This window comes from Pseudomonas sp. 05N434, from assembly GCF_056396965.1.
Window position 1 is genome coordinate 1 of the sequence record NZ_JBFTMK010000065.1, and the last position, 12,833, is coordinate 12,833.

The window sequence follows — 12,833 nt, forward strand, 5'->3', positions numbered from 1 at the left end:
AGGCGGCACTGCGCAGTACGCCAGAGCTCTGATTCCTATAGATGATTGCCCGGCCATTCTCCAGACGTCCGCGCAAGTACTCACGTCGGTTACCAGCCTTTGGCCAGACAAACCCTGCCGGTACCTGAAACTTCAGGGGTTCGATCTCTTTTACGCCTTGGCGGCGCAAGAGGTAGGGCCTTGCCAACAAAGCAAAAGTCACCAGGGTTGACGCCGGATTGCCGGGCAAACCAATGACAGGCACACCGCGAAAATGCCCGAACGTCAGCGGCTTGCCTGGCTTGATGGCAAGCTTCCACAGGGTCAACTCGCCCTCTTCCCGCAAGGCAATGCCCAGAAAGTCGGCTTCTCCCACCGATACGCCACCGGTGGAGAGAATCAGGTCGACATCCTTCAACTCGCCGAGACGGGCACGAGTGGTCGCTAAATCATCGGGAAGAATGCCAGCATCGATCACCTCACAGCCCAAGCGCTGCAACCAGCTGCAAAGCAACACTCGATTGCTGTTGTAGATCTGTCCCGGTCCAAGGGCCTGGCCCGGCTCAATCAGCTCATCCCCGGTAGACAAAACCGCAACACGAACCTTGCGAACCACATCCAATTCAGCGCATCCCAACGATGCCGCCAGCCCCTGTTCGATGGGCCCCAGGCGTGTACCGGCGGGCAAGATCAACTCACCGGCGGTGGTTTCCTGGCCTTGTGGACGGATGTTCTGCCCCGGCGTCATGGTCTCGGTGAAACGTACCCGCTCATCCGCCTGAACCTCGGCGTTCTCCTGCATCTCGACACAGTCAGCACCCGCGGGCACAGGCGCGCCGGTGAAGATCCGCGCACAGGTCCCAGGCTTCAAGGGCTCCGGAGCCTGACCTGCAAAAATCTTCTGGCTGACCGGCAACGGTTCTCCCGTCCAGTCGGCGACGCGCAAGGCATACCCATCCATGGCACTGTTGGGCCAAGGCGGCAGATCAAGTGTCGAAACCAGATCAGCAGCCAGTACACGCCCCTGAACCTGCGCCAACGGCAAGCGTTGGTGCTCATGAATTCTCGAGGCGTCGGCCATTTCCAGTAGCCGCGCGAGCGCTACCTCGACAGCCATCAGGCTGCCAGTCTTGCCTGGCTTACCCGCGGGATTCACAGGGTGCCGCCTGTTTCAGATGAGTCACGAAATTGCACGGACGGTGCCGGGAATCCAGTTGTTCGGCGAGAATACCGTCCCAACCGGTGCGCACCGCATTGGTCGAACCCGGCAAGCAGCAAACCAACGTGCCATTGGCCAGACCGGCCAAGGCCCGGGACTGAACCGTGGAAGTACCGATATCCGCCACCGATATCTGCCGGAATAGTTCACCAAAACCATCGACCTGCTTATCCAGCAGGCAACTCACCGCTTCGGGCGTACTGTCACGACCGGTAAACCCGGTACCGCCAGTGATCAGCACCACTTGCACGACTTCATCGGCAATCCAGTTGGCCACTTGCGCACGAATTTTGTAGAGATCATCTTTGAGCAATACACGGGCCGCCAGGTTATGACCGGCAGCGCTCAAGCGGTCGACGAAGACCTGGCCTGAGGTGTCGGTTTCCAGGGTACGGGTATCGCTGACAGTCAGCACCGCGATGTTGAGCGGTGCGAAAGGTACATCAGCCTTGGCTTTCATAGGCTCGTCCAGTTGTAGGAGAAACAGCCCGGTGTTATATCACAGCGCCTCATTTTTTCGCCGCCCCCATGGAGAAGTGCAATGACCTCGGATACACCTTTGGCGCCGTGCTCCATTTTGCTCCTGGCGGGCGGGCGTGGCCAACGCATGGGCGGTCAGGACAAGGGTTTGCTGGAATGGCACGGCGAGCCACTGATCGCGCATCTGCACCGCAAGACCCGTCTGCTGAGTGATGATCTGATCATCTCCTGCAACAGAAACCTGGAGAAATATGCGCCTTATGCGGATCAGCTGGTCCATGACGATGAAGGCGACTTTCCGGGACCATTGGCGGGTATTCGCGCAGGCCTGAAGGCCGCCCGCCACACGCACCTGCTGGTATTGCCCTGCGATGTGCCATGCATCGATGCGGCGCTGCTCCAGAACATGCGTGAAACTGCCGCGCAGCATCCGGACAAACCGCTGATGCTACGCCATGGAGAACACTGGGAACCTTTGCTGTGCATGATTCCCGTCGCTCTTTCAGGGGCTTTCGAGACGGCCTGGAACGAAGGCGAGCGCAGCCCGGGCAGACTGATGCGCAAATTGGGCGCCATGGCCCTGCAGTGCCCCGAGAACGACTCTCGCCTGGCCAACCTCAACACGCCGGAACTGTTAAGCACGCATCACACTGTGTCAGACTGATAATTGAAGGAACTTGCACGTGTTGCATACGTCTCAAGCTCAGCAATCAAAAGATTTTCCATTCGGAGACACACCCATGACCCAACGGACCCTCGCCACTTTCATGCTCGCCCTGGGCCTTGCGACCCTCGCCGGTTGTGCATCGCCTTCAGTGATCACCTTGAATGACGGTCGAGAAATCCAGGCCGTCGACGCGCCTAAGTACGATAAAGAATCGGGCTTTTACGAGTTCGAACAGCTGGATGGCAAGCACACCCGCATCAACAAGGATCAGATTCGTACCGTTAAAGAGTTGTAATCTTTGCGGCGACCATCGGATACAGAAAAGCCCGCTTTTAAAGCGGGCTTTTTCGTGGCAGAAGAAAAACAGGATCGCCTATGATCACCACTCCAGAGTGATTGTGCTTTCGAACTCTCTTTCCTGCCCCGTAACCGGATCGACAAATCGCAACCCCTGGGCCAGCAGCTTCAAGGGATTGGCATAGTCGTCTTCAACATCCTTGAGCACCTGCGGATAGAACGGGTCATTGCAGATACCAGCCCCCAGGGCCGCCATGTGCACTCGCAACTGATGTTTCTTGCCTGTTACCGGGTAAAGCGCATAGCGCCAGAACTCACCGTTTTTTTCCCGGACCTCGACAGCCGTCTCGGTATTGCTGACGCCCGGACCTTCCTGCATGCGAAAGAACGGTTCGCCATCGATGAGTCGACTTTTATGAACCATCGGGAAGGTCAGTTCAGGCAATGCCCGGGCGATTGCTTCGTAGCGTTTTTCGATCTGGCGTGTAGGAAACAATGACTGATACGCCGACCGACTCTGAGGATTGGCTGAGAACAGCACCAGCCCTGCCGTATGCCGGTCAATACGATGCAAAGGCACCAGATGCGGGTTATCCAGTCGCCGGATCAGTCGTCGCAGCAATGTCTGCTCCACATACTCCCCAGCCGGCGTCACCGGCAGGAAGTGCGGCTTGTCCGCCACCACCAGATGCTCGTCGGCATAGAGGATCGACTCCACCACCGGGATCGGTTTTTCGTCCGGTACTTCACGAAAATAATGAATCCGCAGACCTTCCTTGTAAGGTAGATCCAGGGCGATCGGCATGCCTTGTCCATCGAGGACACGACCGCGAGCAATTCTGTCCAGCCATTGCTCACGACCGATGGCGCTGAAGTGTTCGCACAGGCAATCGAATACGGTCTGCCACGGACCAGGCGGCAGATAGAGCGTGCTGGCCTGGTTGTGCGCAGCAGAAAACGATGAAGTGGACATACGAAAAACTCTAACCCTCAATGCAGGGCAGCATTATCCAACAGTGGCCGGAACGAACCTAGAAGAGAATCCTCAGGCCGGTATTGACTGCGTTCGAGCGGCCGCTTCGGTGAACTCCTTGAGCCAGCGCAGCACATCGACCGCTTCCCAGCGACCCGGATCATAAAGCGCGTACAACAACCCCTGATAGCCCACGACATCGAGCTGCCGGTGATAACCCGCACGCTGGAACAAGGCTTCGATTTCGGCGAAGCAGGTGTTGAAATGCAGTTTGTTGAAGGGCGTTTTCCCCTCCGTGACCAGGCCATCCAGACGCAATTCGAGAACCGCCTCGCGCACCACATCGGCCGACATCCGGTTCACACTGTTCTTCAATTGTTCGACATTGACCACATTTCATCCCTCTGACGTCCGGGATCATCTGCCCAAACCCGAACAGGGAGAAGCATGGCAGGCAATCCGAATAACTGTATAGACATACAGTAACCGAATAACCAACCTTTCGCCAACGAATGAAACGAGGATCGCGACAGGTGGGGCATCGCCAGCAGTGTCAGGACTCGCGCAGGAACGCCACCACCTGCTCGGCACTAAACGGCCAGCCCAGTTCAGCGCCGGTATCGACCCGACGCAACACCGGAATACGCAGGCTGTAGGCTTCGAACCAGGTTTCATCATCAGCGATATCCACCAGCTCCACCAACAGACCACGCTCGACAAACTCCATCAGCATGGCTTCGGCGACTTCACAAAGATGGCAACCAACGGTGCCGAACAGCTGACATTCAGGAGGCATGACGACAAGACCAAACGAAGTAAGCGCTCATTCTAGGCCCGCCATCAAACGCAGTCGAGCCGACGTCCGAGCAACGGTGACTTCAAGAGATTTCAGCAAAACTCTGACGCAAATCATTTGCGTCGCCGGTCATTTGCGCAATGCTCGCGTCTTTTTTGCCTCTACGCTTGAGTAGCCAGAACCCTCACCGGAGTTTTTTGTGTTTGCCAACTTGTTGATCATCCTCGCCTCCTCCCTGGTGGTGATTGCACTGTTCCAGCGCCTGCGTTTGCCACCGGTGCTGGGCTACTTGTGCGTAGGGCTGATGATCGGGCCGACAGCGTTCAACTGGGTGAATGAAAACGAAGATTTGCCCGRTCTGGCCGAATTGGGCGTGGTGTTCCTGCTGTTCTCCCTGGGGCTTGAGTTTTCCCTGTCGAAGATGCTCGCACTGCGCCAGGTGGTGTTTGGCCTGGGCAGCCTACAAGTGCTGGGGTCCGGGATCTTGCTGGGAGCTTTGCTGATGCTGTTCGGCATGCCGATCACACCAGCCCTGTTACTCGGCGCCGGTCTGGCGCTGTCGTCTACCGCCATTGTCAGCAAGGAGTTGAGCAGCCTCGGCGAAATATTCAGCCGTCACGGCCAGAATGCCATCGCCGTGCTGTTGTTCCAGGACGTGGTTGCGGTGTTGCTGCTGACGCTTGTGCCGGTGTTCGCCGGCAGCAGTGACCACGCCTGGTATTGGGCGCTGCCGCTGACGCTGGCCAAGACCCTGGTGCTGTTCGTCGGTTTGCTGCTGGTCAGTCGCTGGTTTCTGYCACGGCTGTTCCATGAAGTCGCCGCGGCCCGGTCCGCGGAGCTGTTCGTGCTGTTGGCACTGGTGATTGTTCTGCTGACGGCCTGGCTGACTCACCTGCTCGGCCTCTCTCCTGCCCTGGGCGCCTTTCTCGCCGGCATGCTGCTGGGGGAAAGCCATTACCGACATCAGATCGAGGCCGATATCCGTCCGTTCCGCGATATTCTGCTCGGAGTATTCTTCGTCAGTATCGGCATGCTGATCGACTTGCGCCTGTTTGCCAGCCACGGCCTGCTGATTCTCGGTCTGACGTTGGGGTTGCTGCTGATCAAGGGCACCCTGGTCGCACTGCTGGTCAAATGGCGCGGCAGCGATGGCGAAACTGCATGGCGCAGCGGCCTGGCATTGGCCCAGGGGGGTGAGTTCTGTTTTGCCCTGATGGCGCAGATGCAACAGAACAAACTGATGCCCGCCGACCTCGGCGGCCTGCTGCTGGCGGCCACGTTCTGCTCGATGCTGGTAACGCCTTTACTTCTGCGCGCCGCTCCCCGCATCGCCATGCGTCTGCACCGCAAACCCAACAAAGCAGCCGAACTCGAAGAAATCAGCGCGCTCAATGCCGGCCTGCACAATCACGTGGTGATCTGTGGCTATGGCCGCGTCGGTCAATCCATCGGGCGTTTCCTGCGTCATGTTCAGCAACCGTACATCGCGTTGGACACCGATCCGGTGCGGGTCCAGGAAGCTGTGGTCAATGAAAGCAGTGTGCACTATGGCGACTCACGTCGCGGCGAGCTGCTGATCGCGATAGGGCTGGAGCGCGCAAGACTGTTGGTGGTTGCCGTGGACAAGACGGACATCGCCCTGCTGATTCTCAAGGAAGCACGGCGGTTCAACCCGACCGTGCCGATCCTGGTGCGCACCCGGGATGACAGCCAGTTGGCCGAGTTGAAGGCGGCCGGTGCCAGCGAAGTCGTACCCGAGTTGCTGGAGTCCAGCCTGATGCTCGCCTCCCACGCTCTGATCATGCTGGGCATACCCGGCCAGCAGGTGCAGGACCGGGTCGACCAGGTACGGCATGACCGCTATCGCCTGCTGCACGATTTTTACCCTGGCGCCGACGATGAGGAACGCTGATTCAATCCTGGCTCACGGCGCCGATCTTGTGCACCGACAAGTCCGCGCCGTAATACTCTTCTTCCTGGCTCAGGCGCAGGCCATGGACCGCCTTGATCGCGCCATACACGGCAAAACCACCGGCCAGCGCCACGACTACCCCCAAAGAAGTGCCGATCAACTGACTGATCAGGCTCACGCCCCCCAAACCACCCAAAGCGATTTGCCCGAAGATGCCGCAAGCGATCCCGCCCCAGACACCACACAGCCCATGCAAAGGCCAGACACCCAGCACATCGTCGATACGCCATTTGCCTTGAGCCGCGGTAAAGCACCAGACAAACAGTGCTCCGGCGATGGCGCCGGTCACCAATGCGCCCACCGGGTGCATCAGATCCGAACCGGCGCAGATCGCCACCAATCCGGCCAACGGGCCGTTATGCAGGAAGCCCGGGTCATTGCGCCCGACGATCAACGCCGCCACCGTGCCGCCGACCATGGCCATCAACGAATTCACTGCCACCAGCCCGCTGACCCCTTGCAGAGTCTGGGCGCTCATCACGTTGAAACCGAACCAGCCGACGATCAGGATCCACGACCCCAACGCCAGGAAGGGAATGCTCGACGGCGCGAATGCCACCAGTCGCCCGTCGCGATAACGACCTTGCCTCGGCCCCAGCAGCAACACCGCCGCGAGTGCCAGCCAGCCGCCCATGGCGTGAACCACCACGGAGCCGGCGAAGTCATGGAAACTGGCGCCGAAACGTGCCAGCAACCAGGCTTGCAGGCCGAAGTTGCCGTTCCAGACCACGCCCTCGAAGAAGGGGTAGATAAACGCCACGATCAGCGCCGTCGCGCACAACTGCGGGACGAACCGGGCGCGCTCGGCGATGCCTCCGGAAATGATCGCCGGTATCGCCGCGGCAAAGGTCAGCAGAAAGAAAAACTTCACCAACCCATAGCCATGGTCGGCGGTGATCACCGCCGCCGGTTGCATAAAACTGACCCCATAGGAAATCCAATAGCCTATAAAGAAGTAGGCCAGGGTCGAAATGGCGAAGTCACTGAGGATCTTCGACAAGGCGTTGACCTGATTCTTTTGGCGAACCGTGCCGACCTCAAGAAAGGCGAAACCGGCGTGCATGGCCAGAACCATGACCGCACCGATAAGGATGAACAACGTGTTGGAGCTATGGACCAGACTGTCCACAGCACTTTGCAGATTTTCCATGGATTGGCAGACCTGAAGGCTGAAAAAAGCACCAAAGCAGTTCGCGCAGATGGTCGACGCACCAAGTTGCAGCCAATCCAGACCGCAACGCTGATCCGGATGAACCGCTTTGGCGCACAAGACCGCCGCCTCTGCGCGAGTTTTGATTGTTTGAGTTAGGGTTTTCCTGAAATCATGCCCGGCAACAGCGCAATAGCGCCGGCTGACGCACCACGACGTAGCAAAAGATGTACCAGTCATTTGTACTGAACCTTCGCGCAAGGCTCATACTCGAACGCTTCAGAAGCCACTTACGGAGATCACCAATGGCACGCATCAAGGCAAAGACTGCTCAAGAAATTCTGATGGAAGATTTTCAGACACTGGTCAGCGACACCGAACGGTTGCTGGAACACACCGCCTCCCTGGCCGGTGATCAGGCCGATGAGCTGCGCGAACAGATCCGCGACAGCCTGCTGCGTGCCCGGGAAACCCTGAGGCTGACCGAMGACGCCCTGCAAGAGCGCGGCAAAGCGGCTGTCGCCGCCACGGAAGATTACGTCCAGGCCAACCCATGGCAATCGGTCGGGATTGCAGCCGGCGTGGGTTTCCTGATTGGTCTGCTGGCTACTCGGCGCTGATATGGCAATCGATGAATCCGGCTCGTCCGCGACGGGCACCCGCTCTTCATCGCGGCGCCTGGGTGCCGCGTTTCTTGGGTTGCTGCATAGCCATGTCGAACTGTTCGGCATCGAACTGCAGGAGCAAAAAGCACGTACCGTAAGCCTGTTGCTGTTTGCAGGCCTGACGCTGGTCTTTGCCTTGTTGTTGCTGGTGGGGTTGTCGACGCTGGTGTTGATCCTGTTCTGGGACACCTATCGCCTGGCGGCGATCATCGGGCTCTGTGTGTTCTACACCCTCGCTACGTTGTTCTGCGCGATGCGCTTGAGGGCGGCGATTTTCGATGAATCCTCGCCCTTCCATGGCACCCTCGAGGAGCTGGCCAATGATCGGGAGCGTCTGTTGCCATGAGCATGCCTGAACTTCCCCGCAATAGTTCGCGAACGGAAATGCGCAAGGCACTGATCCGTCTGCGCATGGAAATGCATCGCCAGGAAATTCGCCACGAGTCCCAACAACTGCTGCAGCCCCTGCAACGGGTGCGCGGCATGACACAAAGCCTGCAAGACGGCTTCGGCATCAAACACGCCCCGCTCTGGGGCATCGCCGCCGTGATCGGGTTGGGTTTTCTGACCGGCAAGGGTGCCAAGGGCGGCGGTATCGGCAGCCTGACCAAGCTGGTTAGCCTGGGCGCCGCACTAGGGCCGCTGATCAAGCTGGTCATGCAGAGCGCTTCGCGCAAACACTAATCAGTCTTGTCTGGCTGCATTCTTGCAATACCACCAGGATCAACCTCTTTATCGAGAGGTTGATCCTGCGTGCCTACCTGGGACCAGGTATTTATCCAGAACAACACCTTAATAAGGAGGCCTCGTGATCGACGGGCAACCGCTCGCCTGTTTTCAGCCATTCATCGATACCGCCACAGGCCGTATCGCGGGTGTCGAAGCGCTGGGCCGACTGCGCCAGGCCGATGGTCAACTGGCCTCGGTAGGTGCGCTGTTCGCCGATCCGCGAACCCCGGCCATCGCCCTGCGACGTCTCGATCGCCAGATTCGCGACAACGCCCTGAGCCGTCTGCATGAAGCGCCCACGGACTGGTTTCTCAGCCTGAACATCTCACCCCGCTGGATTAGCCGCTTGCGCCGGGACCAGGCACTGCCGAGCCTCAAGCAACTGAGCAGGCATGGTGTCGACGCACAGCGAATCGTCTTCGAGATCACCGAATTGGGCGGCGACAGCCAGCGTCTGGCTGAAGTCGTGGCCCGCTACCGGCAAGCCGGGGCGCGGATCGCCATCGATGATTTCGGTGCCGGTTACTCTCAACTCGATCGCGTGCTGGCCCTGCAACCGGACATTCTCAAGCTCGACATGCGGTTGTTCCAGGCCGCCGCACTGGGCGGTCCCAGCAGCGATRTGGTCAAGGCACTGGCGCAAATGGCAGAAAAAACCGGTTGCTGGATCATCGCCGAAGGCGTGGAAACCGAAGCTCAACTGAATTTTGCCCTGGAGTGCGGCTCACGCTACGTACAAGGCTTTCTGTTCGCCCGAGCGCAAGCGGATTTCTTCGCCACCGACGCCTTTGTCGAGCGCTTCGCGCAACTGCGCCAGCGTTACGTTCAGCAAAAGCTGACTGAACGCGCTCGCCTGATGATCATGCGCCAGCAACTCAGCGAACTGATGACCATCCTGCAAGCCTGGGCTCAAGCCAGCGCGCCCCTCAGCGCCTTGCCGCAGCTGGAAGCGTTTCCCTGGCTGTTGCGTTTTTATCAGTGCGACCGCCACGGCACGCAACTGACCCCCAACCTGGAATGGCGCAACAACGGCTGGGAAGCCGATAACCGCTACCTGGGTCATAACTGGTCATGGCGCCCCTATTTCTATCACTTGCTGGCCGAGGGTTGGGATGAGCGCCGTCTGACGCTTTCCAACACTTACCGCGACGCCACCAGCAATCAGTACTGCCTCACTGCGGGGCAGTTTTTCGATAACGGCGAACGGCTACTGCTCATCGATATCGACGCTGCGGGGTTGTAGTTCTCCTTGCAGGTACCGGCGCGAAACGGGAAGCTAGGGGTTCAGTCACCTGACGGAGAAACCAGCCTTGGATTGGCACACCCTGCTTACCCGCGAACGCCTCGGAAAACCTGTGCACAGCCCGGAAGAACTCGGCCGCAGTCCTTTCCATAAAGACCACGACCGGATCATTTTCTCAGGCGCGTTTCGCCGTCTCGGGCGCAAGACCCAGGTCCATCCGGTCTCCAGCAACGATCACATTCATACGCGCCTGACTCACTCGCTGGAAGTCAGCTGCGTCGGCCGTTCGCTGGGGATGCGCGTCGGTGAAACCATCCGCAGCGCGCTGCCCGACTGGTGTGAACCGAGCGACCTGGGGATGGTGGTGCAATCGGCTTGCCTGGCCCATGACATCGGCAACCCACCCTTCGGCCACTCCGGCGAAGACGCGATCCGCCACTGGTTCCAGCAGGCCGCCGGCCGTGGCTGGCTGGATGCCATGAGCGAAGCCGAACGCAACGACTTCCTCAACTTCGAAGGCAATGCCCAAGGTTTCCGGGTGCTCACCCAGCTTGAATACCATCAGTTCGAAGGAGGCACCCGGCTGACCTATGCCACCCTGGGCACCTACCTGAAATACCCGTGGACGGCCCGGCACGCCGACTCACTGGGCTACAAGAAGCACAAGTTCGGCTGCTACCAGAGTGAACTGCCGCTGCTGGAACAGATCGCTCATAAACTCGGCCTGCCCCAACTGGAAGAACAGCGCTGGGCGCGCCATCCGCTGGTGTATCTGATGGAGGCCGCCGACGACATCTGCTACGCGCTGATCGATCTGGAAGATGGCCTGGAAATGGAGCTGCTGGAGTACGCCGAAGTCGAGTCCCTGCTGCTGGACCTGGTGGGCGACGATCTCCCGGAAACCTATCGTCAGCTCGGTCCACAGGATTCGCGGCGGCGCAAACTGGCGATTCTGCGGGGCAAWGCCATCGAACACCTGACCAACGCAGCAGCCCGAGCCTTTGTCGAGCAACAGGACGCGTTGCTGTCCGGCACGCTACCGGGGGACCTTGTCGAACACATGCATGGCCCGGCCAAACGCTGTGTCTTGAATGCCAAGGACATGGCACGCAAAAAAATCTTCCAGGACAAGCGCAAGACGCTCCACGAAATCGGTGCCTACACCACCCTGGAAATCCTGCTCAATGCTTTTTGCGGCGCAGCACTGGAGCAGCACAACGGTCGTACGCCCTCCTTCAAGAACCGGCGCATACTCGACCTGTTGGGCAACAATGCACCCGACCCGAATGGCCCGTTGCACACCTCTTTCTTGCGCATGATTGATTTCATCGCTGGCATGACCGACAGCTATGCCGGTGAAATGGCGCTGGAAATGACCGGTCGTTCAAGCCACGGATAACAGCGCATCGATCAGCCGCGTCAGCGACGTCTGAACGGCTGATCGAATGTCTCGACATTCATCTGTATTTCAACATCGACAGAATCGCCCTACACCTTGTGCAGAGCTGACTGATCGATTGTTCGACCATCTCGCGAAACAATTGCACACCCACTGCTCGACAGATGACGCATGAAAACTCCTACGTTCAAACACGATTGGCACATATTGCTGGTGGAAGATCATCCGTTTCAGCTGAGAGCGGCTCAATACCTGCTCGAGAGTTACGGCTTCACCCAACTGACCACCACTGACAGTGCCGAAGGCGCCTTGCAACAAATGCTCAAAGCTGCGCAACCGTTCGATATTCTTCTGTGCGACCAATGCCTGCCCGACCTTCCCGGTCTTGATTTGATCGAGTTCGCCAGTCACCGGGGAATGATCAGACAGGCAATACTGCTGAGCAGCCTGACATCCGCCGAGCTGGAAAAACTTAAAACAGTAGCCTACGAACACGGACTTCCCTTGCTGGGTTACTTGATCAAGCCATTGAAACAATCAGATTTTAGAAACTTGTTGACCTTGGCCTCACAATAAAAAACACCAACTCTCACACACTAGAACCACATCCAAAACACAGATTAATACTTATAGCCAAACGCCTTCTAGCTTCTTGACTAAACTATCAAATTTTTAACCCTTCCTCATTCAAAACCTAGTTGACACGTAGTCCATTTCTTTTTCAGCTGTAGGACTTTTCCTATATTGCTGCTATCGGCTTGTCAGTTCATGCGCCCCCTCAACTACTGAGCTAAGGTGCGCGCTTTATTTGTGCACGTATGGGATTTGATTATGAACTCCGTTTTTATTGTCGACGATCACCCTGTCATCCGCCTTGCCGTTCGAATGCTGCTGGAACATGAAGGTTACAAAGTCGTCGGTGAAACTGACAATGGCGTCGATGCCATGCAAATGGTGCGCGAATGCATGCCCGACCTGATCATCCTCGACATCAGTATTCCCAAACTGGATGGGCTGGAAGTGCTCTCACGTTTCAACGCAATGAGCACGCCATTAAAAACACTGGTGTTGACTGCACAATGCCCAAAACTTTTTGGTATTCGCTGCATGCAGTCAGGTGCATCAGGGTATGTATGCAAACAGGAAGAGCTCAGTGAACTGGTAAGCGCGATCAAAGCAGTATTATCAGGTTACAACTACTTCCCCAGCGAGGCCTTGAACCCAGTTCGTTGTGACGACGCACAGTGGGCAGACCTGGACTCTG

General features: G+C 58.1%; 16 protein-coding genes. 10 read left to right on the forward strand and 6 right to left on the reverse strand.

The annotated features are described in order from the left end of the window. On the reverse strand, nt 1–1,135 hold a 1,135-nt coding region (locus AC1DLB_RS06875), incomplete at its 3' end, for a molybdopterin molybdotransferase MoeA (protein ID WP_477784784.1). After that, complete coding sequence (moaB, locus tag AC1DLB_RS06880) at nt 1,119–1,658, reverse strand: molybdenum cofactor biosynthesis protein B (protein WP_007940044.1); 540 nt, start codon at nt 1,656–1,658, stop codon at nt 1,119–1,121. The genes moaB and AC1DLB_RS06875, both read right to left, overlap by 17 nt. An 81-nt stretch (nt 1,659–1,739) precedes the next feature. Between moaB and mobA the strand changes: the two genes are divergently transcribed. Further along, entirely contained in the window at nt 1,740–2,342 is a 603-nt protein-coding gene (gene mobA / locus AC1DLB_RS06885; RefSeq protein WP_064616757.1) for a molybdenum cofactor guanylyltransferase MobA, read from the forward strand. Nucleotides 2,343–2,418: 76 nt separating this feature from the next. Beyond that, the gene (locus AC1DLB_RS06890; protein ID WP_064616755.1) at nt 2,419–2,640 is read left to right on the forward strand and encodes a YgdI/YgdR family lipoprotein; all 222 of its coding nucleotides are present in this window, start codon (nt 2,419–2,421) and stop codon (nt 2,638–2,640) included. Nucleotides 2,641–2,724: 84 nt separating this feature from the next. Here AC1DLB_RS06890 and AC1DLB_RS06895 read toward each other — a convergent pair whose 3' ends face one another. From AC1DLB_RS06895 to AC1DLB_RS06905, 3 genes are all read right to left on the reverse strand, one after another. Beyond that, nucleotides 2,725–3,615, reverse strand: coding sequence for a pseudouridine synthase (locus AC1DLB_RS06895; protein WP_111455011.1), 891 nt, complete (start codon nt 3,613–3,615; stop codon nt 2,725–2,727). 72 nt (nt 3,616–3,687) lie between these two features. Then, complete coding sequence (locus AC1DLB_RS06900) at nt 3,688–4,008, reverse strand: hypothetical protein (RefSeq protein ID WP_007895054.1); 321 nt, start codon at nt 4,006–4,008, stop codon at nt 3,688–3,690. Nucleotides 4,009–4,168: 160 nt separating this feature from the next. Then, nucleotides 4,169–4,411 (reverse strand): glutaredoxin family protein, encoded by a 243-nt coding sequence (locus AC1DLB_RS06905; protein ID WP_019582515.1) that lies wholly within the window; start codon nt 4,409–4,411, stop codon nt 4,169–4,171. Nucleotides 4,412–4,610: 199 nt separating this feature from the next. On the opposite strand from AC1DLB_RS06905, the gene AC1DLB_RS06910 reads away from it, so the two are divergent. Next, nucleotides 4,611–6,323: a cation:proton antiporter gene (locus AC1DLB_RS06910; RefSeq protein ID WP_477784785.1), complete on the forward strand. Its 1,713-nt coding sequence runs from the start codon at nt 4,611–4,613 to the stop codon at nt 6,321–6,323. A gap of 1 nt (nt 6,324) precedes the next feature. On the opposite strand, the gene AC1DLB_RS06915 is transcribed toward AC1DLB_RS06910, so the two are convergent. Continuing rightward, nucleotides 6,325–7,533: an ammonium transporter gene (locus AC1DLB_RS06915; RefSeq protein ID WP_230139274.1), complete on the reverse strand. Its 1,209-nt coding sequence runs from the start codon at nt 7,531–7,533 to the stop codon at nt 6,325–6,327. A gap of 305 nt (nt 7,534–7,838) precedes the next feature. On the opposite strand from AC1DLB_RS06915, the gene AC1DLB_RS06920 reads away from it, so the two are divergent. The 7 genes from AC1DLB_RS06920 to AC1DLB_RS06950 all read left to right on the forward strand — a co-directional run. Next, nucleotides 7,839–8,153 (forward strand): ElaB/YgaM/YqjD family protein, encoded by a 315-nt coding sequence (locus tag AC1DLB_RS06920; RefSeq protein ID WP_477784786.1) that lies wholly within the window; start codon nt 7,839–7,841, stop codon nt 8,151–8,153. A gap of 1 nt (nt 8,154) precedes the next feature. After that, nucleotides 8,155–8,544, forward strand: coding sequence for a phage holin family protein (locus AC1DLB_RS06925; protein WP_018930007.1), 390 nt, complete (start codon nt 8,155–8,157; stop codon nt 8,542–8,544). After that, nucleotides 8,541–8,882 (forward strand): hypothetical protein, encoded by a 342-nt coding sequence (locus AC1DLB_RS06930; RefSeq protein WP_019020946.1) that lies wholly within the window; start codon nt 8,541–8,543, stop codon nt 8,880–8,882. The genes AC1DLB_RS06925 and AC1DLB_RS06930 overlap by 4 nt, the downstream gene beginning before the upstream one ends. Nucleotides 8,883–9,006: 124 nt before the next feature. After that, nucleotides 9,007–10,170: an EAL domain-containing protein gene (locus AC1DLB_RS06935; RefSeq protein ID WP_477784787.1), complete on the forward strand. Its 1,164-nt coding sequence runs from the start codon at nt 9,007–9,009 to the stop codon at nt 10,168–10,170. A 67-nt stretch (nt 10,171–10,237) separates the two neighbouring features. After that, complete coding sequence (locus AC1DLB_RS06940) at nt 10,238–11,569, forward strand: deoxyguanosinetriphosphate triphosphohydrolase (protein WP_477784788.1); 1,332 nt, start codon at nt 10,238–10,240, stop codon at nt 11,567–11,569. A gap of 171 nt (nt 11,570–11,740) precedes the next feature. After that, a complete protein-coding gene (locus AC1DLB_RS06945; protein WP_018930010.1) occupies nt 11,741–12,145 on the forward strand; it encodes a response regulator in 405 nt (134 codons plus the stop codon). Nucleotides 12,146–12,400: 255 nt separating this feature from the next. Beyond that, nucleotides 12,401–12,833: response regulator (locus tag AC1DLB_RS06950; protein ID WP_477784789.1), on the forward strand; the 433-nt coding region annotated here is incomplete at its 3' end.